The sequence below is a fragment of the Ignavibacteriota bacterium genome, assembly GCA_013285405.1.
GTDB lineage: Bacteria > Bacteroidota > Ignavibacteria > Ignavibacteriales > Ignavibacteriaceae > IGN2.
The window spans coordinates 861,013-886,913 of the sequence record CP053446.1 but is presented as its reverse complement, the minus strand read 5'-3'; the positions used below and the strand labels follow the sequence as shown (position 1 = coordinate 886,913).

22 protein-coding genes are annotated in these 25,901 nt (G+C 34.7%); 12 read left to right on the top strand and 10 right to left on the bottom strand.

From position 1 onward, the window contains the following. The first annotated feature begins 8 nt into the window (after positions 1-8). The 5 genes from pgsW to HND39_03805 are packed head-to-tail and all read left to right on the top strand — an operon-like array spanning position 9 to position 4,284. Positions 9-1,169, top strand: coding sequence for a poly-gamma-glutamate system protein (pgsW, locus tag HND39_03825; GenBank protein QKJ95477.1), 1,161 nt, complete (start codon positions 9-11; stop codon positions 1,167-1,169). A gap of 5 nt (positions 1,170-1,174) precedes the next feature. Then, the gene (locus HND39_03820; protein QKJ95476.1) at positions 1,175-2,092 is read left to right on the top strand and encodes a hypothetical protein; all 918 of its coding nucleotides are present in this window, start codon (positions 1,175-1,177) and stop codon (positions 2,090-2,092) included. Beyond that, entirely contained in the window at positions 2,093-3,247 is a 1,155-nt protein-coding gene (locus tag HND39_03815; protein QKJ95475.1) for a hypothetical protein, read from the top strand. Between the two features lie 33 nt (positions 3,248-3,280). After that, positions 3,281-3,961, top strand: a complete 681-nt coding sequence (locus HND39_03810) for a hypothetical protein (protein QKJ95474.1) — start codon at positions 3,281-3,283, stop codon at positions 3,959-3,961. Continuing rightward, positions 3,922-4,284: a hypothetical protein gene (locus tag HND39_03805; protein QKJ95473.1), complete on the top strand. Its 363-nt coding sequence runs from the start codon at positions 3,922-3,924 to the stop codon at positions 4,282-4,284. Before HND39_03810 ends, HND39_03805 begins: the two co-directional genes overlap by 40 nt. A gap of 9 nt (positions 4,285-4,293) precedes the next feature. Here the strand turns inward: HND39_03805 and HND39_03800 are convergent, their stop codons facing one another. From HND39_03800 to HND39_03790, 3 genes are all read right to left on the bottom strand, one after another. Further along, the gene (locus HND39_03800) at positions 4,294-5,262 is read right to left on the bottom strand and encodes a hypothetical protein (protein QKJ95472.1); all 969 of its coding nucleotides are present in this window, start codon (positions 5,260-5,262) and stop codon (positions 4,294-4,296) included. Beyond that, entirely contained in the window at positions 5,262-6,302 is a 1,041-nt protein-coding gene (locus tag HND39_03795; GenBank protein ID QKJ97868.1) for a DUF1624 domain-containing protein, read from the bottom strand. Before HND39_03795 ends, HND39_03800 begins: the two co-directional genes overlap by 1 nt. Before the next feature lie 231 nt (positions 6,303-6,533). Beyond that, complete coding sequence (locus HND39_03790; GenBank protein ID QKJ95471.1) at positions 6,534-6,806, bottom strand: hypothetical protein; 273 nt, start codon at positions 6,804-6,806, stop codon at positions 6,534-6,536. 330 nt (positions 6,807-7,136) lie between these two features. On the opposite strand from HND39_03790, the gene nifJ reads away from it, so the two are divergent. From nifJ to HND39_03775, 3 genes are all read left to right on the top strand, one after another. Continuing rightward, positions 7,137-10,742, top strand: coding sequence for a pyruvate:ferredoxin (flavodoxin) oxidoreductase (gene nifJ / locus HND39_03785; GenBank protein ID QKJ95470.1), 3,606 nt, complete (start codon positions 7,137-7,139; stop codon positions 10,740-10,742). A 28-nt stretch (positions 10,743-10,770) separates the two neighbouring features. Beyond that, positions 10,771-11,760: a dihydroorotate dehydrogenase-like protein gene (locus HND39_03780; protein ID QKJ95469.1), complete on the top strand. Its 990-nt coding sequence runs from the start codon at positions 10,771-10,773 to the stop codon at positions 11,758-11,760. Between the two features lie 164 nt (positions 11,761-11,924). Further along, positions 11,925-13,100: a metallophosphoesterase gene (locus HND39_03775; protein ID QKJ95468.1), complete on the top strand. Its 1,176-nt coding sequence runs from the start codon at positions 11,925-11,927 to the stop codon at positions 13,098-13,100. A gap of 72 nt (positions 13,101-13,172) precedes the next feature. Here HND39_03775 and HND39_03770 read toward each other — a convergent pair whose 3' ends face one another. Further along, positions 13,173-14,051 carry a hypothetical protein gene (locus HND39_03770; protein QKJ95467.1) on the bottom strand — a complete coding sequence of 293 codons (879 nt, stop codon included), beginning with the start codon at positions 14,049-14,051 and terminating at the stop codon, positions 13,173-13,175. Between the two features lie 113 nt (positions 14,052-14,164). Next, positions 14,165-15,844 (bottom strand): sigma 54-interacting transcriptional regulator, encoded by a 1,680-nt coding sequence (locus tag HND39_03765; GenBank protein ID QKJ97867.1) that lies wholly within the window; start codon positions 15,842-15,844, stop codon positions 14,165-14,167. A 938-nt stretch (positions 15,845-16,782) separates the two neighbouring features. On the opposite strand from HND39_03765, the gene HND39_03760 reads away from it, so the two are divergent. The 4 genes from HND39_03760 (at position 16,783) to mnmA (ending at position 19,834) form a co-directional block, all read left to right on the top strand. Further along, a complete protein-coding gene (locus tag HND39_03760) occupies positions 16,783-17,595 on the top strand; it encodes a hypothetical protein (protein ID QKJ95466.1) in 813 nt (270 codons plus the stop codon). A gap of 28 nt (positions 17,596-17,623) precedes the next feature. Continuing rightward, complete coding sequence (locus tag HND39_03755) at positions 17,624-18,088, top strand: DUF4920 domain-containing protein (protein QKJ95465.1); 465 nt, start codon at positions 17,624-17,626, stop codon at positions 18,086-18,088. Between the two features lie 145 nt (positions 18,089-18,233). Beyond that, on the top strand, positions 18,234-18,752 hold the full coding sequence (locus tag HND39_03750; protein QKJ95464.1) for a hypothetical protein: 519 nt from the start codon (positions 18,234-18,236) through the stop codon (positions 18,750-18,752). After that, positions 18,749-19,834 carry a tRNA 2-thiouridine(34) synthase MnmA gene (gene mnmA / locus HND39_03745; GenBank protein QKJ95463.1) on the top strand — a complete coding sequence of 362 codons (1,086 nt, stop codon included), beginning with the start codon at positions 18,749-18,751 and terminating at the stop codon, positions 19,832-19,834. The genes HND39_03750 and mnmA overlap by 4 nt, the downstream gene beginning before the upstream one ends. 8 nt (positions 19,835-19,842) lie before the next feature. Here the strand turns inward: mnmA and HND39_03740 are convergent, their stop codons facing one another. The 5 genes from HND39_03740 to HND39_03720 all read right to left on the bottom strand — a co-directional run bounded on the left by HND39_03740 (position 19,843) and on the right by HND39_03720 (position 25,898). After that, a complete protein-coding gene (locus HND39_03740; protein QKJ95462.1) occupies positions 19,843-20,049 on the bottom strand; it encodes a hypothetical protein in 207 nt (68 codons plus the stop codon). 126 nt (positions 20,050-20,175) lie between these two features. After that, positions 20,176-21,231 carry a trypsin-like peptidase domain-containing protein gene (locus HND39_03735; GenBank protein QKJ95461.1) on the bottom strand — a complete coding sequence of 352 codons (1,056 nt, stop codon included), beginning with the start codon at positions 21,229-21,231 and terminating at the stop codon, positions 20,176-20,178. A gap of 62 nt (positions 21,232-21,293) precedes the next feature. Beyond that, positions 21,294-22,895 carry an MFS transporter gene (locus tag HND39_03730; GenBank protein QKJ95460.1) on the bottom strand — a complete coding sequence of 534 codons (1,602 nt, stop codon included), beginning with the start codon at positions 22,893-22,895 and terminating at the stop codon, positions 21,294-21,296. A 57-nt stretch (positions 22,896-22,952) separates the two neighbouring features. Further along, complete coding sequence (locus tag HND39_03725; protein QKJ95459.1) at positions 22,953-24,851, bottom strand: PAS domain S-box protein; 1,899 nt, start codon at positions 24,849-24,851, stop codon at positions 22,953-22,955. A 69-nt stretch (positions 24,852-24,920) separates the two neighbouring features. Continuing rightward, on the bottom strand, positions 24,921-25,898 hold the full coding sequence (locus HND39_03720; GenBank protein ID QKJ95458.1) for a 1-aminocyclopropane-1-carboxylate deaminase/D-cysteine desulfhydrase: 978 nt from the start codon (positions 25,896-25,898) through the stop codon (positions 24,921-24,923). Positions 25,899-25,901: the final 3 nt, after the last annotated feature.

Sequence of the window (25,901 nt, the reverse complement as noted above, 5' to 3'; positions counted from 1 at the left end):
AATAGAAATTGCAAATACAAAATTTAAATTCAGGATCGAAAACTGTTCTGAGTGTTTTATCACTGCTGGCGCTAATGGCTTTTCTTGCCGTTGAATATGACAAGGAAGATGTCAAACTCAAATTCTACGAACAGAAATTTGAAGCTTCAAAGCTGGCAAAAGAAGCAATGGATTATTTAAAAGAATCAAGAATGCGCAAAGGCGTATTTGTAGATGTTATAAATGATCCGAATGAAACTGCTTTAATAGGTCAGGATATTACCCCAATCACAACTGACCGCGGATATATTGAAGCAAAACTTACAGCAACAAATCCAAATTTTGCAGCCGTCGTTGTTGATATGCTTAAGGAAGCAGAACTTGAAAAAAATGATGTTGTGGCAGTTGCTTTTACCGGTTCATTTCCCGGACTCAACATAGCAGTTCACTCAGCTTTACAAACATTAAAACTGAAACCAATTATTATCACATCAGTTGGTGCATCCAATTGGGGTGCGAATGATCCCTATTATACCTGGCTCGACATGGAGAGATCATTATACAATCGCGGAATATTTAAAAACAAATCAGTTGCTGCGTCAATTGGCGGAGGTCTTGACAGAGGCAGAGGTCTCAGCCCGGAAGGGAGACAATTAATAGTTGATGCAATAAATAGAAACAAAATTGAATTTATAAATGAAGAGCATCTTGAAAGCAGCATTCAGAAACGGATCGAACTGTATAACAAATACAGGAAGAAAGATAAAATAAAAGCTTTCATAAATGTTGGTGGAGGTATTTCAAGTATTGGATCTGTAGAGAACAGCAAGTTTATACCAACCGGATTTTCAAAAATTCTACCAATGAAAAACTATCCGGTCAGAGGATTGCTGATTTATATGGCTGAGAAAAATATTCCTGTAATTCACTTATTGAATGTGAATCAGTTGGCGCAGCAGTATGGATTACCAATAAATCCATCTCCACTGCCACGTCAAGGTGAAGGAGAAATTTTTATTCAAAAAAGATACAGTGTTCTGCTAACTGCCGGAGTTAGTTTGTTTCTGACAGTTGCAATTGGCTTCGTCTATTTAATGGAACGAAAACGTCATCAGCTTGGTACTGAACAAGTGAAAACTCCGCAGAAAGTTTCCGAAAATGATCATCAAGATTCTGATTTATTACTTTGAAAAAAATGAAGCATAAATATTCCATATTTCAGTTTCTCCTGATACTATCATTCTTTGTGATACAGATAACTGCGTTAGGGGCACCGAAAACAAAAGTGCTCATTCCCAAAAATGCCAGCAGTTCTGTTTTCATTATTGTTGCGAATGAAAGTTATAAATATTATCCGCTATTAAACAAAGAAGCGCTTTTGCTTACTACAAGGGGTCCGGGTAAGTTAAAAATTATTACTCGTTGTCAGTTAGTCAGTAAAGATCAGAATGATTTAGATTACATAGTTTATTACAGAATAAATGGCGGCAATAAAATAAAAGTCGATTTCAATAATGTAAACGCTGATGAAAAATCTAAGTTTAAGAATACTATATCTGGATATCCGACAGTCGGTGAAAATATATTAGTCGAATTATCACGTGGTGAAAATTCAATTGAATTATGGAGTGGTTCGGAGGAAATAAAAATATTTACTCGTTCTCTTTTTACTGCAACAAAGGAGAAAAAAATTGATTGGGTTTCTTTATCACCATCATATCCAAACCAGCCTGTAAGTCTTGTTACAGACGAGGATATTGTAACATACTTCAGATATTCCTCCGATAAACCAATGAAAATTAAAATTTATGGTCCAACTACATTGAGGATATTAAATCGTGTTGAGTTTGATTATAAACTGAAAGGTAAATTAAACTATCGTGTGGAAGTACGGGAAGATAAGAAATTAAAGAATACATATATGCTTTGTTCAGACCGTTCTGATGTTACAAAGTACAGGAACGACGGGAAAAGAACTCCGGGTAAAGCAAATGAAATTTATATTACTGTACCATCAGGTGTTCATAGTTATGAAATCATCACCCTCGATAAATATTTAATCCTCGGAAGAATTTTATTTCCTAAAAAAGATATCAGATTGGAAAGTAATTAAGTGTTAACAAGAACAAATAATCCCACCCTGACCAAATACGGCTTTCTAATTTTTTGTTTTATTATATTATTCTCAATCTGCAGTAATGAATTATATGGTCAAAAAAAGAAAACGAATAAAGAGAAAAAGGTTGATAATTGGAGCCTGAGTTTCTCTGTAAGACCGTACTATGACAGCAACATCCTGAAATACTCACAAAAATATATTGACAGATTTAAAAATCTGGAAGACGAAGGAAGATTTCACATAGAAACTGTTGATGATCTTGTTTGGAGTTACTCGGTCGGACTTACTTATACTGATAATATAATCGGGAATTTAAAAACTATTCTTGGTGCAGGCTATGATTCTGATGCTTACACTCTTAACTCAATAAAGACATGGGAAACTTATAACATATTTCTGCGTCAGTATATAACAACTTCAACTTCTCTCTCAGCTTCGTATTCATATCTGCCGGAATTTTATGTACGTCATTTCAGAGATGAAGACTGGGTCATGTATTATGGATTCACGCCTGAAACATTCCGACCATATATATTTTCAAAAGATGATTTCAGTTTCTGGCTGCAACATATATTTGATTGGAAGACGACACGAGCCCGTGTTTATTTTACTTATGACAGATATTACCTTGATGAATCTAACACAGAATACGATAGTAACGATTATATTTATGGTTTCAGGATTTACCAATCATTATTCAAAAATCTGGATGTCAATATTGGTTACCTGTATTCAACTTCTGATGCAAAAGGTTTTGATGAACCAACAGAAACAAAAGAAGATTCAGACGATTCTGATGCAACAAACTTCGAGCATGCTTATTATGCAGGATTTGATTATATCCTGCCAGAAGTTTTTTCACGGAATAATGACATCAGTATCGATTTTCAATATTTAAGAGCTTTTTATACAACCGATCATTATTTGGAATTGGACCCTCTCCATGCCGGTCGTTATGATTACAATTATCGCATTTTTGTTAATTATAACTTTAATTTGATGGATAACTTTTCAGCAACTGCATTTTATCATTGGTTTAAAAGAGAATCCAGCTCTGCCGCTGAAGCGAATAAAGAATATGTTTCGGACGAAAAAGATTACATACAGTATCGTGTTGGTATAAATTTTAATTACACACTGAAATTTTAAAGAGTAACTCAAATATTTATCGAAAGAATAATTATGCTAAATATATTTAAAGTGATTCTGTTTTTTATTCTCTTATTTTTAATTGCTTGTGGTACCCCGAATGATCCTGAATCAATTATTGGCGGAGATGGAGGATATAAAATAGTTACCAAATATGCTACCACAGGATATGCACAGGATATTTTTTTGAAAGATTCTTTAGCATATATATCACAGGGTCAGGGAGGATTAATGATTTTAAATGTTTCAAACCCGAAAGAACCTAAATTTATTTCTGAGTTGATTTATGGCTTGAGAGGTTACGCATACAATTTAATTAATAAAGACAGTGTGATCTATCTTGCGGCTGGTGGTTTTGGTGTTGGTATTGTAAATGTATCTAATCCAATGAATCCTTTAATCATACCGGAAATTCGTGCTATTGCACCCGCAAAAAATTTTCATATTATGGGCGATTTTCTTTTTACTGCCGTTAGTGAAGAAGGTGTAAATATTACAAAAATAAACAACCCCACATACCCTGATTTCAGACAAACATTCTTTGTCCCTGGTTATGCACAATCAGTTTGTAAGCTTCAGCCGATAGTAATTTACTGTTTGTTGCTTGCGGCGAAGTTGGATTTACGATTTTTAATATATCAGACTTTCAGGATGGCTTTAATATTTATCCGCTTATGGATTTGCTTGATACACCGGGTTATGCCGAAGATGTAGCAATTCATTCGGATCTTCCTATTGCATTTCTTGCTTGTGGAACAGGGGGTTTTGTTACAGTTGATTATTCCGACACTTTAAATGTGAAAATAATCAACTCATATTCTGCAGGTGGATATGCGAAGGAAGTGGTTTATGATAATAATAAAATTTTTCTGACGACGGAATTACGAGGACTTCAAATATTTGATGTGTCAAATCTGTATTCTCCTGTTCGGATTGGTACTGTTGAGACAAAATATGCTTTGGCAGTGGCACTAAAGGATAATTACATTTATGTAGCGGATGAAGTGGAAGGTTTGGTTGTAATTTCTGTTCCCTGAAATTGAATTTCATTTCTCCGGTGCAGCAAGTATAAATTCCTGATTAGCTATTACTTTCTTTTTATAAATTACCTGAATTTTATAAACACCTGGTATTCGCTTTTCAGGCGTGACTGAAATTGAATTCGAAATTGTAAATGTTGGGCTGCTTGTTGTATAAACTATTCTTTTTTTATAAAATGTTTCATTATCCGGTCCGCTCCACTCAAAATAAAACTTCATTTGTTCATTAGCTTTTACATCGGGCTTTGTAATATTTACAACTGCTTTCACATTGGCTTTGTTTCCGATCACAAATATTGAATCAACACCAATTGGCTTACCGGTTTTTTCACTCAGCTTTTTACATAAAATTATTTCTGCTTTCACCTGTTCGATGCTGGTTTTGGATTTTGTTACTTTCTTCTTTTTAATTTTCTTTTGCTGTTTTTTCTCGGATTTTGATTTTTCTTTTGGAGGAAATAGTTTTGAGTAAGTTGAAGAATCAACAAGTTGGAATTTCTTTTCAGCAAAAAGTTCCCTGAACAAATAAAACCGAACTGAATAATTTCCTTTTTCTCTTTTTTCAGGTGATATAGAAATTGAGCTTGATATCAACAACAACGAATCTTTTGGATAAATATCAATTCTTTTTCTATAAAAAGAATTACCCTCAGAATCAATCCAATCTATGTGAAGCATTGATAATTCATTTTTTGAAAAGTTGTTTTCGATACTTGCAAATAATTTTGCATTATCATCCAATTTGAAAATTGTACCGGGTTTAATTGGTCTTCCTGTTTTTTTGCTGATTTTATTGCTGAGTGAAATTCCAGCGGAGGAATCTTTTTCAAGAGTCGAGTTATAATAATATGTTGAATCAGCAAGAATAACCGGTCTTCTCTCACGGCTTGCACAACCTGGAATTAAAAGTAGAAAAATTATAACCAGACAAACGATATTATAAATAAAATATTTTTGCGCTTTTATTTTTTTCATCAGATCATTTTTATTAAGTAATTCTTGCTTCGTTGTTTAACTCCACCAAACCATTTTGTCAGCGGCAGCATAATAATCATCATGATTACAAACCCGATTAAAGTTTCAGTGACGTAACCTTCGCGATAGTACAGATCAAATCTTTTTGAAAATATTCCGAGTAAAGCGAGATGAACACAATAGAAAAATAGCGGAACTCTGCCAACTAACGATAAAAATTTCAGCAAATTTTGAAAATACATATTAATGAAAATGATGGTACCGACACCTATCACAACCCAACCGAAGAACCATAGATTATGAAATAAACTTGGTGGATATTTCTGATCAAAGAAAAATGAAAATGAACCAAAATCAGAAAATGGAAAGATGTTTCCGTACCCTCTTTCCATTCTTATAAATGTAGCTATTAGCAATGAAGCGAAACCAATAATGAAACTATAAATTATTTTTTCTTTATCCGACTGCCAGCTCTTTAACCAGCCCGTTGCCATAACTGAACCGAGTGTTGCGAGCGCAAACCATGGGAGAATCGGATATTTATTGAAATCACCTGAATCAATAAATGACTGCATTAAAATCTGCTGCCAGTAAATATCAGGATTGTACTGAATCCTTAATAGCAGCGGATGGACTAGTAAAATAATTATTGCGATGGCTAACCTGATTTGCCATTTCATTTTAACAATTATTGTGAGAAGTAACATTGCAAAACCAATAGTAGAAATAATTCCAAGGTGATCAGGTTTAAATGATGCGAATCCGCTCCACGAAGAATTTACCCAGGTAATCTGAACAAGTACGAGAAATAATCCACGTTGAATTAAATGCCATTTTGCATTCCAATCTGTTGATCCTTTTAATATTCTGTTTTGGTATGTCCACCAAACCATCGCACCATTCATCATTAGAAAACCGGGTGCACAGATGTAGCCAATGTATCTAAGGGCAAATTGTTCCCAGTTAGGAATTAACGGATCGGCAGGATCGAGATATAACCAGATTGAATTGAAATAGTACGAACTGTGACCAAGAAGCATCAGTATGCCAACGAAACCGCGAAACTGATCTATAAAATCAAATCGCTTTTTATTCGAACCAGATTTATTGGATAAAGAAATTTTAATTTTCCTTGTGATTTAAAGTTGCAGCATTGTTCAACTTTTAATTGAATGATAAATAAGGTAACAAAACTTCAAGAATGAAACTCAAAATTTCTGTAATAAGAAGAGGGCATAAAGCCCTCATATTATTTTTTAAAGTAAATTTAATTAAGAATATGTTCCACTCATTCCACTTAACATTGCACTAATGAACGCCCAAAACATAATAAAGAAAATAATTACGAGAACGAACCAAATCGCATACCAAATTAATGTAGCCTTTGCCCAATTTTTTTTACTCGGATTTGTTCCATCTCCAAACGCCCAAACAAAAAGCATGATTAAACCAATTAATGGCAAAGCGGTGATAAGCAGAGTTATCATCCAATCGCCGACTGATACTTCTTGTCTAAAGGAACCTGGTAAGTTGTTCTGATCCATTTATCCTCCTATTATTTGGATGAATAGTAATTAATAGTATTTGTAAACAGCAGATGAAAATACTGTGTTAATATAATAATTATTTATAAATGATTGACTAATGATTTATCAGTAATACTAACAGGTGTAGTTGCATATTCATTGTGCGGACAGATAAGTATTATATCATTCTTAAAAGTGGGAATTCAGTTTTAGTTATATGGTCTCATTTCCACTTTTGAAAAAAAAAGCATCTAATAAAACAACTAATAAAAGTATTTAGCTGGTATAATAGTTGGAATCAGTGTGTAGTCAGATTTCCTCGCTTTTTAATAAATAAATGGAAGAGAAATGAATCGGAATAAAGTAACTATTGATGGAAACGAAGCCGCTGCTTATACAGCCTTTCATACAAACGAAGTAATTGCGATATATCCAATTACTCCTTCATCAAATATGGGTGAGCATTGTGATGATTGGTCAGCAGTAGGTAAGAAAAATATTTGGGGAATAGTACCTTCAGTCAGCGAACTGCAGAGTGAAGGTGGTGCATCAGGTAGCGTTCACGGTGCATTGCAGAGCGGTGCATTAACAACAACTTTTACTGCTTCGCAAGGTTTGCTGTTGATGATACCTAATATGTTTAAGATAGCAGGAGAATTAACTTCTACCGTTTTTCATGTCTCTGCCAGAACTGTAGCAGCACATGCACTTTCTATCTTTGGAGATCATAGTGATGTTATGGCAGCAAGACAAACCGGATTTGCTCTTTTAGCTTCCAACAATCCGCAGGAAGTTATGGACTTTGCTCTGATAGCTCAGGCTGCAACTCTTAATGCACGTATTCCATTTCTGCATTTCTTTGATGGGTTCCGTACCTCACATGAAGTTATGAAAATTGAAGAGTTGACTAAAGATGATATGCATGCAATGATTGATGATGATTTGGTTATTGCTCACAGAAAAAGAGGACTCACTCCCGACAATCCGGTTCTTCGTGGTACCGCACAAAATCCTGATGTTTTCTTTCAGGCGAGAGAAACTGTTAATCCATTTTACATTGCTTGCCCGGGAATTGTTCAGCAGCAGATGGATAAATTTGCAAAATTAGTTGGCAGACAATATCATTTGTTTGATTACGTTGGTGCAAAGGATGTAGAGAAAGTTATTGTAATGATGGGTTCCGGTTCTGATGCTGCTGAAGAAACCGTAAATTATCTTAATCAAAAAGGAGAGAAGGTCGGTTTAATAAAAGTCAGATTATACAGACCATTTTCAATTGATCATTTTATTAATTCACTTCCTCAATCAGTCAAAGCAATTGCAGTATTAGACAGAACTAAAGAGCCCGGTGCTTCCGGTGAACCTCTCTATCTTGATATTGTAAACTCAATCTCAGAAAAATTTGTTGCAGGAGAACTTAAATTCAATTATCCAAAAATTGTTGGTGGAAGATATGGTTTGTCCTCAAAAGAATTTACTCCGGCAATGGTGAAAGCAGTACTTGATAATCTGGGTAATAGCAAACCGAAAAATCATTTCACTGTTGGTATTAAAGAAGATGTTACAAATACAAGTTTGGAGTTCGATCCTAATTTCTCCGTTGAAGCAAAAGAAACTTTCAAAGGAAAGTTTTACGGATTGGGTGCAGATGGAACGGTTGGTGCAAATAAAAACTCGATTAAAATAATTGGTGAAGGAACTGATTACTTTGCTCAAGGCTACTTCGTTTATGATTCTAAGAAATCAGGGTCAATGACTATATCTCATTTGCGTTTCGGACCTAAAGAAATAAAATCAACATATCTTATTAATCGTGCTAATTTTATTGCCTGTCATCAGCAGGTTTTTCTGGAAAAACTTGATATGCTCAGAGGAGCAATGGAAGGCTCCACATTCCTTTTAAATACTAAAGTGCCGAAAGAGCAAGTTTGGGATTCACTGCCGGAAAACGTTCAGAAAGATCTTATCCAGAAGAAAATGAAGTTCTTCATCATTGATGCTTATAAAGTTGGTGAAGAAACCGGAATGGGTGTTAGAATCAATACCATTATGCAAACCTGTTTCTTTGCTATCTCAAATATCTTTCCTAAAGAAGAAGCAATTAAATTAATTAAGGATTCAATAAAGAAAACTTACGGCGTAAAAGGTGATAAAATAGTTCAAATGAATTTCGATGCTGTCGATAAAACACTTGCTAACCTGTTTGAAGTGAGCATCCCTGATAAAGTTACAAGCAAGATTCAGATGCAACCACCAGTTAGTGCTAACGCTCCTGCATTTGTGAAAGATGTAACAGCAAAGATTATAGGATTCGATGGCGATAACATTCCTGTGAGTAAATTCCCAATCGATGGAACATTCCCTCTTTCAACAACAAAATGGGAAAAGAGAAATATTGCTCTGGAAGTTCCGGTTTGGGATCCTGAAGTTTGTATTCAATGCAACAAATGTGTTATTGCTTGTCCACATGCTACAATACGTGCAAAAGTTTTTGATGAGTCATATATTAAAAATGCACCTCCGACATTTAAGTACACAAAATTCAAATCGAAAGATTACGGCGAGAATATGTATTACTCGCTGCAGGTAGCTGTGGAAGATTGCACAGGCTGCGAACTCTGCGTTGATTTTTGTCCTGCAAAAAATAAAAAGGAAACACGCCTTAAAGCAATTAATATGTCTGAGCAAATTCCGATTCGTAATCAGGAAAGAGTTAATTGGGATTACTTCCTCTCAATTCCCGATCTCGACAGAAAAAAAATTAATGTTACCAAGATAAAAGATTCACAATTCCTCGAACCATTATTTGAATTTTCAGGTGCGTGTTCAGGGTGTGGTGAAACTCCTTATGTTAAACTTGTAAGCCAGTTATTTGGTGACAGAACTATCGTTGCAAATGCAACAGGATGCTCTTCAATTTATGGCGGCAATTTACCAACAACTCCTTGGGCAGCAAATAAAGATGGAAGAGGACCTGCCTGGTCTAATTCTTTATTTGAAGATAATGCTGAGTTCGGTTTTGGTTTCCGTCTTGCAATTGATAAGCATAATGGACAGGCAAAAGAACTACTTGGAAAATATGCAAATGATATTGGTGAAGATCTGGTAAATACAATTATAAATTCATCACAGAAAGATGAAGCGGAAATTTATGAGCAACGGGAAAGAGTTGATATTCTGAAGAAAATATTAAATGATCTTCTTAAATCTGTAAGCGGTGAAAAAGCAAGCGATTTAAAACATTTGTTAAGCTTAGCTGATTATCTTGTGAAAAAATCTGTCTGGATTATGGGCGGTGATGGTTGGGCATACGATATTGGTTTTGGCGGACTTGATCACGTTCTTGCTTCAGGAAAAAATGTAAACATATTAGTACTCGATACAGAGGTTTACTCAAACACTGGTGGACAATGTTCAAAAGCCACACAACGCGGTGCTGTTGCAAAGTTTGCTGCTGCCGGTAAACCAACCGCTAAAAAAGATCTTGGTTTGATGGCGATGACATACGGTAATGTTTATGTTGCTAAAGTTGCAATGGGCGCAAATGATCAACATACGCTCAGAGCGTTCATCGAAGCGGAAGCTTATGACGGACCTTCATTGATTATTGCATACAGTCATTGTATTGCTCATGGTATTAATATGGGTAAAGGTATGGAGAACCAGAAAGCTGCTGTTGATTCAGGTTACTGGCAGCTTTACAGGTATCATCCGGACCTTGCAAAAGAAGGTAAGAATCCATTCAAACTCGATTCTAAAGATCCTAAGATACCAGTTAAAGATTTTACATATATGGAAACCAGATTTAAGATGCTTACCAAATCACATCCCAAGATTGCTGAACAATTGATGAACGAAGCGCAGGAAGATGTAACAAACCGGTGGAAAGAGTACGTAAGATTAGCTTCCTGGGATCCGGGAAACGGTAAAGCTGAAAAAAATAATCTGGAATAATTTGAAAATATAATTCAAAGGTTTTAAAATGGATTTATCAACCACATACTTAGGTTTAAAACTAAAATCACCTATTGTTCCTTCAGCAGGTCCATTATCTCAGGAATTATCAGGTGTTAAATTAATGGAAGATGCAGGTGCCGGAGCAGTTGTTCTTTATTCTTTGTTTGAAGAACAGCTTGAACATGAATCCTTAGAACTTCATCATCATACAAATGGTTCAGCCGAAAGCTTTGCTGAAGCAACAAGCTATTTTCCTGAACCTTTCGAATACAAAATGGGTCCGGAAGAATATCTTAATCATATAAGAAAAATAAAAGAATCTGTTGATATACCATTGATAGCGAGCCTGAATGGCAAGTCACTTGGTGGATGGATAGATTATGCAAAACAAATTGAGCAAGCTGGTGCGGATGGTCTTGAACTGAATATCTATTTTCTTGCGACTGATCTTGATCAGAGGAGTGAAGAACTTGAAAAAAAATATGTTCACATTGTCAAAAGAGTAAAATCAGAAATTAAAATTCCAATTGCAGTGAAGATGCATCCTTTTTTCAGTTCAGTTGCACATATGGCGAAAGAGTTAAACAAAGCCGGTGCTGATGGGTTGGTTTTATTTAACAGATTTTATCAGCCGGATATCAATCTCGATACGCTGGAAGTTGAACCAAATGTTATTCTAAGTACTCCATTTGCAATGAGACTTCCACTGAGATGGATTGCAATACTTTACGGAAGAACAAATGCTGATCTTGCTGCAACAAGCGGTATTTATACGGCGGAGGACGTCATTAAAATGATAATGGCTGGTGCAAAAGTAACTCAGATGCTTTCCTGTTTATTGAAGTTTGGAATTGGTCACATTGCCGATGTTACTTCTAAAATTAAATTATGGATGGAAGAAAAAGAATATGAATCTCTCGAACAGATGAGAGGAAGTATGAGTTATATGAATGTTGAAGATCCGGCAAAATTTGAACGAGCAAATTATATGAAAGTTTTAAATTCCTACAAATAAGCATAGCCTCCTTACCATTGCGGGCAGAAAGCTGTCCTCAGATTACTGTCCTGTTAATTTTTGTCCGCGATGGTTTTGTTTCAAATCACAAAAACTTTTCCACAGTTCATCATTTGAACCATTAAGTCTATCTTAACGTTTATTCAAATAATATATTTGGCAAAATGGCTTTATTCTTCACAATATTCTTCACGGTTTACACTGCCCTTAATTACTACGTTTTTATAAGGGGATGGCAAACACTTCATACATTTCCCGCTCTAAAACCTTTTTATGTAGCGGCGTTTATTATTGTTGCATACGGATACGTTTTTGCAAAGGTTCTCTATAAATTTCTGCACCCTGCTGTTTATGATTTATGGCTTGCAGTTGGAGCAATCTGGTTTGCTTTTCTTGTTTACTTCATTTTGCTTTTGCTTGGTCTGGATTTAATAAGGCTGGCAGAACATTTTTTTAATTTTCTTCCAAAATCTCTTCACGATAATTATGAGCAGACAAAAAAGATAACAGCAATTGTTATCATTGCACTTGTTAGCCTCATTGTTTTTTTAGGTAATCTGAACAAGCGAGATATTACAGTTAAAACGTTAGAGTTTACTTTTCCGAAAGGTGATGGAAAATTATCAGAGATCAACATTGCTGCTGCTTCCGATTTACACCTTTCTCCGATTGATGGCGAGAGATTACTATCCAGAATCATTAACAAAATGAATTCGCTTAATCCGGATATAATTCTTCTGGCAGGCGATATAGTTGATGATAAAGCAGAAGTACTTGAACAAAGAAAAATAGGCGAGTCATTTAGAAAACTAAATCCGAAATATGGTATTTACACAATCAACGGAAATCACGAATTTATTAATAGAGTTGAAGCATCAGTTAAATATGCTGAACATTTGGGAATAAAAGTTCTTCGTGATGAGTATGTTTTGATTGACAGCAGCTTTTATATTATCGGCAGGGAAGATGTAGTGATGAAACAGTTCACCGGTAAAGAGAGAAAATCTCTTGAGCAGATTATTCAATCAATAAATGCAAACAATTTAAGCGAACGTAGTTCAACGAAGTCCCTTCCAAAAATCCTTTTAGATCACACTCCTGTTAAATTAGAACAGGCTGAAAAAAACGGAATTGACTTACAATTTTCTGGTCACACTCATCATGGTCAAATTTGGCCGGCAAATATCATCACAAATTTGATTTACGAAATTAGTTGGGGATATAAAAAGAAAAGTAATACACATTATTATGTAACTTCGGGAGCCGGAACCTGGGGACCACCTGTCAGAACCGGAAGTAAATCGGAAATCGTTAATATTAAAATTATATTCAGACAATAACTTCATGCATCCATGCAAACGTCTCTTAAACGCTTGATCGGCTGCGTGAATGCATGGTTGCATGTTTGAAAGTTAAAACGTTAACGTCACACCAAACTTTATGTTATCCATTGCAATTGGTGGGGCACTCGGGAATGGCCAATTCATCTTTTCCTGCCGAAGTTCATACAATCCATAACCTAAAGCACTCTTCAAAATAAAAAACACAATCGGTCCTGCCGATGGAGAAGATTTAAAAATTTCTTTTATAAAAACATCAAGCACGCCGTTAGCTGCAGCTTCAATGATTGCACTGCCAGCCCATTTCCAGAACAAGTGTCTTTCAAAAACAATAGATCTCTCATAACCCGCATCAATGGATATTAAGTTTGCTGTTTGGAAACGAATGCCTGCTTCACTACCAGAACCAAATCGAAACGATTCATCGTAAAGTTCTTTGATTCTCTCGTCATTTGGACTAAGTGTATCATCAGAAAAATCCAGATTTGTCCAGATAAATGAAGAAGCATAATATGGACTGATCGAAGTAGATTCACTAAGTATATATCCGTAGCTATCTGACCAGCCAGCACCGAACTGCCAGTTATTAGTTACAATATCTGAGATATTATCGGAGCCACCTGCAAGTGCCGTTGAATTACGATTCAGAAATAAATAATTGAAATTGCTTTTATTGATATAATCAGCATACTTTGAAATTTTGGTGTAGCTGTATCCAAGTTTAAGTTCAATCAGATGGTTATCTGCGAAGGGTGCTTCCACATCTGTCCGCGAAATATCAGATATTCCATAGTTTAATGAAATTGCAGGTCTTTTATTATGCCAATCAGTCCATTCATCAAATTCGTTCCATTCCCAGGTTTCTTCCGTTCCAGTTGAATCCTGAGCGTTTAGCTGATATGGTGAAATAAAAAGAATGATATAAAGAATTGTAAATTTTAATTGTTTCATTATCTCTCCGAAAAAAATATTAATACCGACATTAAATTAAGTTAACCTTCCCAATTTTCTTATAAATTTAAATGAACGGTTTAATAATTGAAAGACCGGTATTTCAATGTTAGTTATAATAATCGCTCAATTTTATTCTGGATGACTTTGTCCAAATATAAATGAAATTTAACAGGCAGGTTTTTATACTTCGATGCAAATTTCTTTTTAACGGCTTCGAAATTATTTACTCCGGACTTTAATATGTCATTCTCGATGTTTTTGATGAATGTTTGTAATTTATCCCGAACTCTGTCATTGGTTTCTTTATCACCGGATTCTGAGATTGTCAGGATCGCTTTATCAATATTGAAGTTACATTCGACCAATATTTTAAATGCAAGACCTCTTAAGTTTTCGGAGATCAGAGTTCTGTTCACATTGCCAAGTTCCCTTGCTGTTTCAACTATCGCGGAGTGTGAAAACTTTTTGCTTCTTAAAGATTCCAGTACTATATCGTCAAATCCAAAAGTTGTTTCTTTTACTATTTCTTTTGGAAGGTCAGCGAGTTGAATTAAATTACGACCATCTGATTTAGTAAAAATAATTGCTCGCATTACTACCGATTCAAGTTCTCTTACATTTCCTTTCCAGTTATAATCATTTAGTGCTTGCAGTGCAGAGACAGAAATTTGCAGGCTGGAATTTTCAGCCTCAATAAAACTTTTTGCCAGAAGGTTGATATCTTCTTTTCTGTCTTTCAAAGGAGGAACTTCAATATTGATGACATTCAACCTGTAATAAAGATCTTCCCGAAATAATTTCTCCTTCACTAATGCTGAAAGATTTTTATTTGTGGCAGCGACTACGCGGACATCAACTGAGTTTGGTTTTGTTGAACCAACTTTTTCGATTTCTCCTGATTGTAATACGCGAAGCAGTTTAGACTGAAAGTTTTCAGAAGTTTCACCAATCTCGTCAAGAAATATTGTTCCGCCATCAGCCAGTTCAAATCTTCCTTGTTTATCCGTTACTGCACCTGTAAACGCACCTTTCTCATATCCAAACAATTCGCTTTCGAGCAGTGAATCATTTAAAGCTGCACAATTAACAGAAATAAAATTTTTATCTTTCCTTTTGCTTAGAGAATGAACTGCTTTTGCGACGAGTTCTTTACCAGTTCCACTGTCACCGGTAATCAGAATTGTTGCATCAGTTGGCGCTGCCTTCTGAATTAAATCAACAACTCTTTTCATTAAAGTTGATGAATAAATAATACCATAAAAATTTTCAACTTTTCCACTAACTATAATTCCTGCTTGTGACCTGTCATCTTCACTTCCCTTTAGCTTTTTAATATCACTTTGAAGTGAATTTATTTTTTCAATAAGCTGTGATGATTCCTTACCGGATTCTTTTATTTCTCTCTGAAGTGTGTTGAGCTGATTCTCTTTGGAATGAAGTAAATTTCTTAATGCAGTTGATTCATCAAGTGCGCCTTTGAGTTCTTCTTTACCTTGAATAAAGTAAAGCGATATATCGGTAATGATTATAGCTAACAGCGGGATAAAGAAAAAGGAAAGTGAAATTTTCCAGTAGTAAAAGTTTATTAAAACAAATGAACCAATAATTACAGAAATTACAGCGAACAGATAGATGGTTATATTCTTATTATTGTAAATACTTCTATAAATGATTAACCCCAGAATTATCAACAATAAAGTTGTTGCGGATAGAACATAGAATCTATTATCAACATCGCGTGAGTTCAGAATATTATCAAGTGCAAAAGCGTGCAGCGCAACACCTGGCATTTGTTCGTCAAAGGGAGTTTGAATTGCAGAAGCAATTTGCGGATCACTGATACCAATAATTATAATTTTATTTTTAAATAGTTTAAGCTCATTGCTTTGTGAATAAACAAGCTCTGCAAAATCAAGCGCGGAATACTTCTTAAAACTATTCCAGGATGAAACAAAATTTACAATGACAGATTTTTGATCAAGTTGTTTTCCGGAAAGTTGCAATGAAAACGCTTTTTCATATACCTCGTTTTGTCTAATGTTAAGTGGAATTTCATAGCGATCTTCTTTCAGATAATTAATATGACCTGTAAGAAGTTTTTCATTCAATAATTTTGGGCTGGGGTAGCTGAGTGAATCAGTTACGAACAAATTATTTTTCTCAACAATACTGCCTGCAATACAGCTCAATATTACCTTGCCGGATTTCTCTATTTCCTTCATCAATAGATTATCGTAAACAGATTGTGTTACTAATCTTGAACTGAGGAAAACCTCAAGACCAATTTTTTTTACTCCAAGATGTGTAAGTTGATTTATGAGAAGTGCATAATAATTTCTTTTAATGGGCCAGGGACCAATCCTTGCTATGTCGTTTTCTGAAAAATGGATTATAATAATATTTGTGTCTGGTTCTATCTGACCTCTTGTTTTAATGAATAAATTTTCAATTTCATTATCTATACTTTTCCTGAAATCCGGAACAAGAAATAGCACAAGGCTGACAAGTATCAGAATAGTAATTCTGATCAATACGTAGTTTTTATATTTGATATGGGACAATTCTTAATGTGTTAAAATTCATTGTGAAATATAAAAAACAGAAATCTCCTTTTCCTGTCAATTTTATCATATACTAAACAATAAACCTGCTTGAAATCTGACCAAAATATCAGGAAATCTGTATCTTTACACAATACGAATTAGTTTTTATAAACCCGGGAAGAACTATGAGAAAATTAATATTTTTATTCAACATAACTTTATTAACCTTTTTATTAGCTGGCTGTCTTCAGGTCGATACCACAATCAATCTAAAAAAAGATGGAAGCGGAATTATTAATGAAAAAGTGCTGATGAGTAAAACCTTTGTCAATATGATGAAAGAATTTGCAATCGCCTTTCAGGATTCATCTACATCTGCTGAAGAAGAATTTTCAATTTTTAAAGATGACGAAATTATTGCTGATGCAAAGGAATACGGCGACAATGTAAACTATGTTTCTCATGAATTTATCAGCAATGACGAATGGGAAGGATACGAAGCAATATATTCTTTTGATGATATTTCAAAAATTAGAATTCAACCTGATCCGGATTCAAAAATGGAGATGAGTGAAGGTGAAGACTCCGATGAATACTATTTCTTTAAATTTATAAAAGGTGATGTTTCAGAACTTATTATTGATCGTCCGCCGATTAATTTCAGTCAAGATTCTGTTTATTCAGACAGTACAGACGAAGTTACAGAGCAAAATGATGATGAAATGAGTGAAGAAGCTTTGAAGATGATGGATGGAATGAAAATTAATATTTCAATTAAAGTTGATGGAGATATTACAAGCAGCAATGCATCTTACGTAAATGGATCTACTATTACTCTGTTCGAAATGGACTTAGGTGAAATGATGAAGAACAAAGAAGCATTTAAGGAATTCAGAAACAATGAACCTGGAAACATTGAAGAAATGAAACAGTTCATGGAAAAATTTCCAGGAATGAAAATCGAAATTGAAAAACCGGTCTCTATTAAATTCAAATAATTCATTATAACTAATTGAAGGAGTAACTATGCAGTTCAAATTATTTATTTCATTTCTGCTTTTAAGTTTAGGTTTAACAATTGCCCAAACAGAAGAAGATAAATTGGGTGCTGAATTAACACTTACCGAGAAGACAAATATTTCAGCCATACTGGAAGACCCTGAATCTTTTCTCGATAAAACAGTTTTGGTCGAAGGAGAAGTTTTAGATGTCTGCCCGAATATGGGATGCTGGATGGAAATAAAATCAGATGTGGAAGGTGAGAAGATAAAAGTAAAAGTTAAAGACGGCGACATTGTTTTCCCCGTTGAAGCAAAAGGTAAAACAGCTTTAGTTGAAGGCACAATTTATAAAATTGAACTCACTCAGGAAAAAGCCATTGAACATTTTGAGCATATTGCAGAAGAAAAAGGTGAAACGTTTGATCCTTCAACAATCACCGGTCCGATGACGATTTATCAAATAAAGGGACTTGGAGCTGTCATTCAATAAATCAGTTTTTAGATCTTTCTGATTCAGCCCGCATCCGCGGGCTTTTCTTTTATGAATTCAATTTGAATCTAACATTTAGTTTGCTTGAGGTATCAGTAAATGAATTCAAAGTTAGCCCATTGATTTGTAAATTTAAGTTCAAGTTATGAATCAAAACATAATAGAACATCAGGTATTTACTTATCCTTTTTTATTCAGGATTGTTTTCCGGTACGGAAATTTAATAGTTACTCCGATAGTAATCCTTTATTCTGTTGCTCTAATCACATTCCTCGAAGAAGAAATTATTTTTACTGTTCCTCTGGTTATAAATTTGCTTATAATATACTTTCTGAACAAACATTTCATGAAACTCAAAAAAATCCTGCCGTATAAAATTGAAGTTGATGAGCAGAAAGTTATTTGTTCAGATTTTTTTCTTTCAAGAAAAGAAATAGTTTTTCATTATGAAGATATAAAATCTCTTTCAGGCGGAATTTTTGAAAACAAACTCACAGGAATTATGAAAGTATGTGCTGAAAACAAGAATTTATGTTTTGGATTTTATCAGAGGTTAAATAAATCAGCCAAGCTTGCTACAATCTTAATAAGTAAAGTAAATCGTCCGCTATACGATCAGGTTCTTCAGCGAATTGTTGAGGGAAAGCAGAAAATCAAAAGATGAAAGTTGCAGTTTTGCTCTCCGGTGGCGTTGATAGTTCGGTTGCACTCCGTCTGTTAAAAGAAGAAGGTCATCAGTTAACAGCATTTTACCTCAAGATCTGGCTTCAGGATGAATTCTCATTTCTCGGCGAATGTCCATGGGAGGAAGATCTCAGATATGCGCGTGCTGTCTGTGAACAGGCTGATGTTCCTCTTGAAGTAATTCCATTGCAGACTGAATATTGGGATAATGTTGTCTCCTATACGATTTCAGAAATTAAAGAGGGAAGAACGCCAAACCCTGATATTTTTTGCAACAGCCTGATAAAGTTTGGTGAGTTCTATGATAAGATTGACAGCTCGTTTGAAAAAGTAGCAAGCGGTCACTATGCAAAAGTTGATCTAGTAAACGGAAAATTTCTCCTTAAAACTTCTCCCGATCCGATCAAAGATCAAACATATTTTTTAGCTTACCTGACGCAGAAACAATTGTCAAGAGCTCTTTTTCCGATTGGTAAATTCAAAAAAACTGAAATCCGTAAGTTCGCACAGAATTATAATCTCCCAACTATGGAAAGAAGAGACAGCCAGGGAATATGTTTTCTCGGACAGATTAAATTTAAAGAATTTATCAAGCATCATCTTGGTGAAATTGAAGGAGATATTATTGATATTGAATCAAAAAAAATTTTAGGTAAACATCCGGGATATTATTACTACACAATAGGACAAAGATCCGGATTGAAACTTGGCGGAGGTCCGTGGTTCGTCGTAAAAAAAGATATTAAGAAAAATATTGTTTATGTCTCCAATCAGAATCTGGCTGATCGTGAACGCAAAGAATTTTTAGTCGGAAAAGTTAATTGGATCGCTGAAGTTCCTGCTGAAAAAACACAACTCAAAGTAAAGATCCGTCACGGAGCAAAAGTGCATGATTGCATGGTTGAATGGCAGGATGATGGAAATGTTAAAGTTGAAATGTCTGATTCAGATAATGGAATTGCACCCGGTCAGTTTGCAGTTTTTTATGATGGAACATCCGGAGATTTAACAGATAGTGTTATTTGTTACGGTGGGGGAGTTATTCTTGAGAATATAGATTGATAAAAAATTCAGGCAAATATTATTTTTCCGTTTGTTTGAGTTACCGTTGAAATAGGACTTTTTGATATACCCAGAAATTTTTGGCAATTACTGCATAAATAAGCATATCTTACACCTAAAACTGTACTCATCTGACAAATCCAGGCATCGGTTGATTCCTGCTTGCAGTGCGGGCAATTTATTTTTATTGGTTCTTTTTGTAAAATTTTTTTCATCGGATATTTTCTAAGGATATTATTAAGACTACACTACACGTTAAAAAGTTACTTCAATATCTTAGATTTTAAAAAATATTTTGATTTGAATAATTATTACTAATTTCGCACAAATCCGATGTCTGGTCAATTCCAAAATCTATCCAGATAATATTTTTTATTGCTTAACCTGGTTTTGTGATCTGTGATAAATGTACTGATTCTCTCAGCAGAAATTACCCTTGCAATACCATACCTGATTGAAGAAAATCTTTTTACATATTCATCGCCTGAATATGGAACGATAGGACTGTAACGCTCATTATTTTTTAAAGGTTTGGGAACAAGAATATTTTCCTCTTCCTCAGGAACCCATTGAATGATTCCGACTAATTCAAAATTGGGAACGCCATCTCTGATAGCAAGCACAACTCCGCCGCTCATCCCATTGTTAACTACAGCGTCAACAAGGAATGAACCAAACTCATCTTTGTTTGGATTACTTACGATTGCTTTTGTTATCATCTGGTTATTGATTGGATATCCAAAAATGTAAACAAACGATCCCCAATCCAACTCTTTACTTTTTCCAAAAGGATAATTAAATACAGGAAATTTTAAATCAGAAAGTATTTTGTAATCTTTGCCTATGATTGCGATATCCATTTTTTTATCTGAGACAATTAATTCAAACTCACCGCCTTCAGGGAAACCAACGACATAAATATTTTGTCTTTCTTTTATAAAGATGACCTGGATTTTATCCGATAATTCACCACCAGAATTTGGTATGAATGAGATTACTGTATCAGGAAAATCAACAACGTGAGCACAGGTGAGAATAGCTACTTTTCCCTCATTAAAATAAATTATAGTTCCGGTACCTGAATTTGTTTGATCTGCATAACCTTCACTAATTGCAACTTCCTGCAGGTCAATGCTTTTTAAATTTTTGAGAGTTAGATTTGAATTACTGTCGAATGTATAAGTTTTATATATCACACTGCTATTAATTCTGTGAACTGTAGAACTTATTTCTCTCAATTCATTTGATGCGCCTTTGTATGGGAATTCGCTGTCATATTTCCCATCTGCAAGAATCGGGTAAATTTCTTTATAACTCACAGTCGAACAGCAGTGGAATGAACAAACAAAAAGAATTATTGACAATAATATTATTTTATCGTGTGATCTTTTTATCATTTTCCCCTCCAAAGTTTTTAAATTTATAATTCCGTCAGGTTGAAAATAATTTCAGTCCAATCTTATTTGCTGTCCTGGTGTTTTACTTTAAATCCTTTTTGCATCCATCCTTTTGCGAGCAGCAAACCAACAGGTGAAACGATAGCGATGAATCCGTATATGAGCCACATCGTTTCAGTATTCATCTGAGAAGGTAATGTATCTGCCGGACAGTAATTCATTAAAAACCATCCTGAGTAAATACTGGTTATCACTTTTGTTAAAAACCAGGGAAACTGACCAATCCCCATGTAAATTCCCGTCATATTTTTTGGAGCAATTTCAGCTACCCATTGCAGAAATCTTGGCTGCCACATTGCTTCACCAATAGTCATCAAAGTAATGTAGGCAAGTAAAGTGTACAGATTCGGTCCAATAGCAAGAATAAATGTTGGTGATGCCATTACAAATGTTCCGATAATCATCATATTGTACGTATTTTTCTTTGAAGTCAATGCAGTTACCATCGGAGTCAGTATAAAAATTAGTATCGGGTTAAGGTTTACAAAGAATTCAAAATTGTCTTCGATGAAGTTTGGAATTCCAAAGTAAGTTTGTCCTTGAAAAGCACGACTTGTGTATTGCGGAATTGTTAACCAGTTGTGAGCAAAAAGCGTTTGCACAAAAATTAAAATGAAAACGAAGTAAAGAAATCGTAAATCTTTTAACGGAAAATTCTTAATGTAATATGCTATTTTTTCTTTTCTACTTTTATCAGCCATTTCATCTTTTTCTGGTTCCTTCTGAATTCCTGCCGAATCCTGGTTTACTTCTTTTAACGCTTTTTCCATTGCATTTTTAGTGATGATAAAATAAACGATTCCAATTCCAACGACTGTAAGCGCAACATATACCCAGAAGACACCTGTAATCCCATAAGAGTGTCTTACAGGAGGTGAAATTAATCCTGGTAAATAACCACCAAGATTCATTAATGCATAAAGCATTGCGTAACCCATCGCAGCAGTTTTTTCATTAGTAAGTATTTTAACTCCAGCATAGCAGGCTGGTTGATAGATACCGTAGCCCAGAATTATTCCAAAAATTCCAATCATTGAATAAATATGTGCAGAGCCCCAAAGTCCAGGGACACCCATATCAGGCGATATAGTGAGGAAGATTCGACCAACTAACATAAGGCTGAGCGCAATGAGTAGAGATTTCCGTAATCCAATCCAGTCAACAGTAGCCCCTAAAAACAACATTGCAATTGTTATTCCTGCAGTGAGAACTCCAACCATTCTTCCGGCATCTATATCATTCAAACCAATAAAGTTATTAAAAAAGATTGCAAGCAGTCCAACAACACCAAAATATGTCAAACCTTCCAGTACATAAGAAAGATTAACACCGAGAAGCGCACGCGAGGTATGGGCAAGATCAACAAACGGTTGAGTCAAATCCATAATAATATTTTCTGCAAAATTGAATTCTTCTTTTGTCTTAGTTTGTTTTGGTGCTGCTATCAAAACGGCAGTGAAAGCGATTGGTGGAAGCAGAAGTGAGAAGAGAAACCAAAGTAATCCGTTAAGTCCTTTTATAATGGCAGTTCTCGAAGTTCCAAGGACAAAGAAGATGTAGAAAATTATTGCAAGACCGATAAAGACAATTAGCAAATCACTCATAATTCCTCAACTTGATTTTTGCTGGATAGAGTATTAGTATTTTAATTTGATCAATTATTATTCAAGGTGTTTAAATTTTCCACTATGCCTGGGTACGGTGAAAGAAAATCTGCTGCCTTTGCCTTCTTTACTTTCTACCCAGAGAATGCCATTATTTTTTTCAATAAATTCTTTACACAAAATTAATCCAAGTCCGGTTCCTTTTTCATTTGCTGTTCCATCTCTGCGGAATTGTTCATCAATCCGGAACAGATTTTTCTGGTTTTCAATGCTTATTCCGATTCCAGTATCAGTTACAGAAACTTCAGCATTATCTCCATTAATAATTCCTTTAACAATAATTTTCCCACCGGGGTTTGTGAACTTGATACTGTTGGAAACAAAATTCCGGATGATAGTATCTATCATATATTTATCTGCGTAAATAAATATCTCTTCATTTATGTTAATGGTTAGTTCTAACTTTTTCTGTTTGGTAGCTGCTCCGTACAAATTTTTAATTTCGTTTCCTAATTCTTTCAGATTTATTATGCTCTTATCAACTTTAATCCTTCCCGCTTGAATCATCGACCATTCAAGCAAATTAAGAATGAGTGCATACACTTGCCTGGATGAATTATAAATTGATGATATAGAACTTTTAATATCCTGTGGTGTCATCTCGTCATAAGATTGACTGATATATTCAGTCAGCCCGAGTAAAGAATTAAACGGACTTCTGAGGTCGTGAGAAATGATAGAGAAAAATTTATCTTTCGAAGCATTTAATAATTTCAACTCTTCAGTGTACTTTATTAATTGTTCCTCAAATTTTTTGCGTTGTGTCATATCCTGAACCTGCGCTATAAAAAACTGAGGTTTATTATTTAAATCTCTGATTAATGAAATAGTTGTAAGAGCCCACACAGTTTCGCCGTTTTTATGAAGATATCTCTTCTCAATAGATTTGCCTTCGATCATTTCATTTTTTAGAAGTTCATTTGTGATCTCAATTGATTTTTCAATATCGCCCGGGTGAGTAATATTTCTAAAATTCATACCGACTAACTCGAGTTCTGTGTAGTCAAGAATTTCACAAAACGAATTATTTACTTTAGTGAAATGACCATCCAGTGAAAGTGTAGCTAAACCAATCCCTGAATTTTCAAATATTTTACGAAATTTCTCCTCACTTTTCCTGAGAGCATCTTCATAATTTTTTCGGTCAGTGATATCCGTTGCAGAGCCAATAATCCGTTTCGGTTTACTATTCTCTGGTTGAACTAGTACGCCCCGAAGCAGAATCCAGGCAATATTTTTGTTTTTATCATAGATTCGATGTTCAATTTCGAATTTTTCTGAAATTCCATTAAAACAATTCTGGATGGTTTTTGTTACCAGATTTCTGTCTTCTTCATAAACAAGTTTCTGCCTATTGTTTTGCATCTCTGTGATCTCTTCATTCGCATAGCCTAAAAGTGGTGACAATTCAGTATCGAGTATCAATTTATTATTATCATCAACCCATAATTCCCAAACTCTTGTTCTTGCAGCTTCAGCAGCGATTTGGAATCGCTGTCGTGTATCAAATAACTCCCTGTAAATTTTATGTTTATAGAGTGCCATTTCAACTGCACGGTTTAATTCTTTAATTTCTATCGGTTTAAGAAGATACCCAAATGGTTCTGCTTTCTTCGCACGCTGAAAGGAATCATCATCTGAAAGAGACGTAAGAAAAATGACAGGGATGTGGTATTCCTTTCTGATTTGGTCGGCAGTTTCAATCCCATCCATTGAACCCATTATTTTTATATCCATCAGGACTATATCAGGTTTTAGAGTTGAAACTTTTGCAATTGCTTTCTCTCCGGTTGAAACTGCATCTGCAATAAGATATCCCGCATCTGTTAGTTGTTTTTCCATGAATTTAGAGACTATCTGCTCGTCTTCAACAATTAATATTTTAATTTTTTCCATTCCCTGCACTTAAAAATTTTATAACTCCAATACAATTTAACTATGAAAACTTTACTATGCTTAGATTAGTTATTGATATTGTCTCAAAAAATCTAATTCATATAAAGTTCCTTTTTTAATTTTTGATTGCAATCCACTTAATCCTTGCAAACCGCCTGTATGAACGGCGATAATTCGGGTTCCGTGTTCAAAAAATCCTTTTGAAATCAGGTCGTAAATGCCGTAAATCATTTTGCCTGTATAGATTGGTTCAATTGGAATTTTTGTGTTAGAATAGAACGTATTTATAAATTCAATCAATTCCTTACTCACTTTTGCATAGCCACCAAAATGATAATCAAGGTTTATATTCCAATTTGTTAATAAATCATAACCAGCATTATTTAATAAATTCCTTACATTATCTTTTAGAAAAGAGGCTCCTTTTAACACAGAAAATCCAAGAGCATATTTTTTTCCATTTAATCCTGAAACTAATCCAGCCAGTGTTCCGCCAGTTCCGCAAGGACAGCAGATATAATCAAAATGTAAATCCATTTTTCCGATTAATTCGCTGCATCCTTTTACTGCTAATTCATTAGTTCCACCTTCCGGTATCAAATAGAAATCACCAAATCTATCTCTTAAATTCTGAATAACCTGAGAAGAATTCTTTTGCCGGTATGCTGTTCTGTCCAAATAATAAAGTTCCATGCCATTTTCTTTTGCAAAAGTTAGAGTTGTATTTAACGGTAGATGTTCTTCTCCCCGGATCAGCCCTATAGTTCTGAAATTAAAAATCCTTCCTGCGGCTGCAGCAGCGTAAATATGATTTGAGTAAGCTCCGCCGAAAGTCAGTAAAGTTTTTTTCCCAAGCTCAATTGCTTCCCGAATGTTGTACTTGAGTTTATGCCATTTATTACCGGATAGTGCCGGATGATTCAAGTCTTCTCTTTTAATATAGAGTGATATTTTATTTTCATTTAGCAATGTATCACGAATCTCAACTATCGGAGTGGCTTGAGCGATGCTGGCTAATTCTTCTAAAGTATTTGGTTGAATATTCATTGG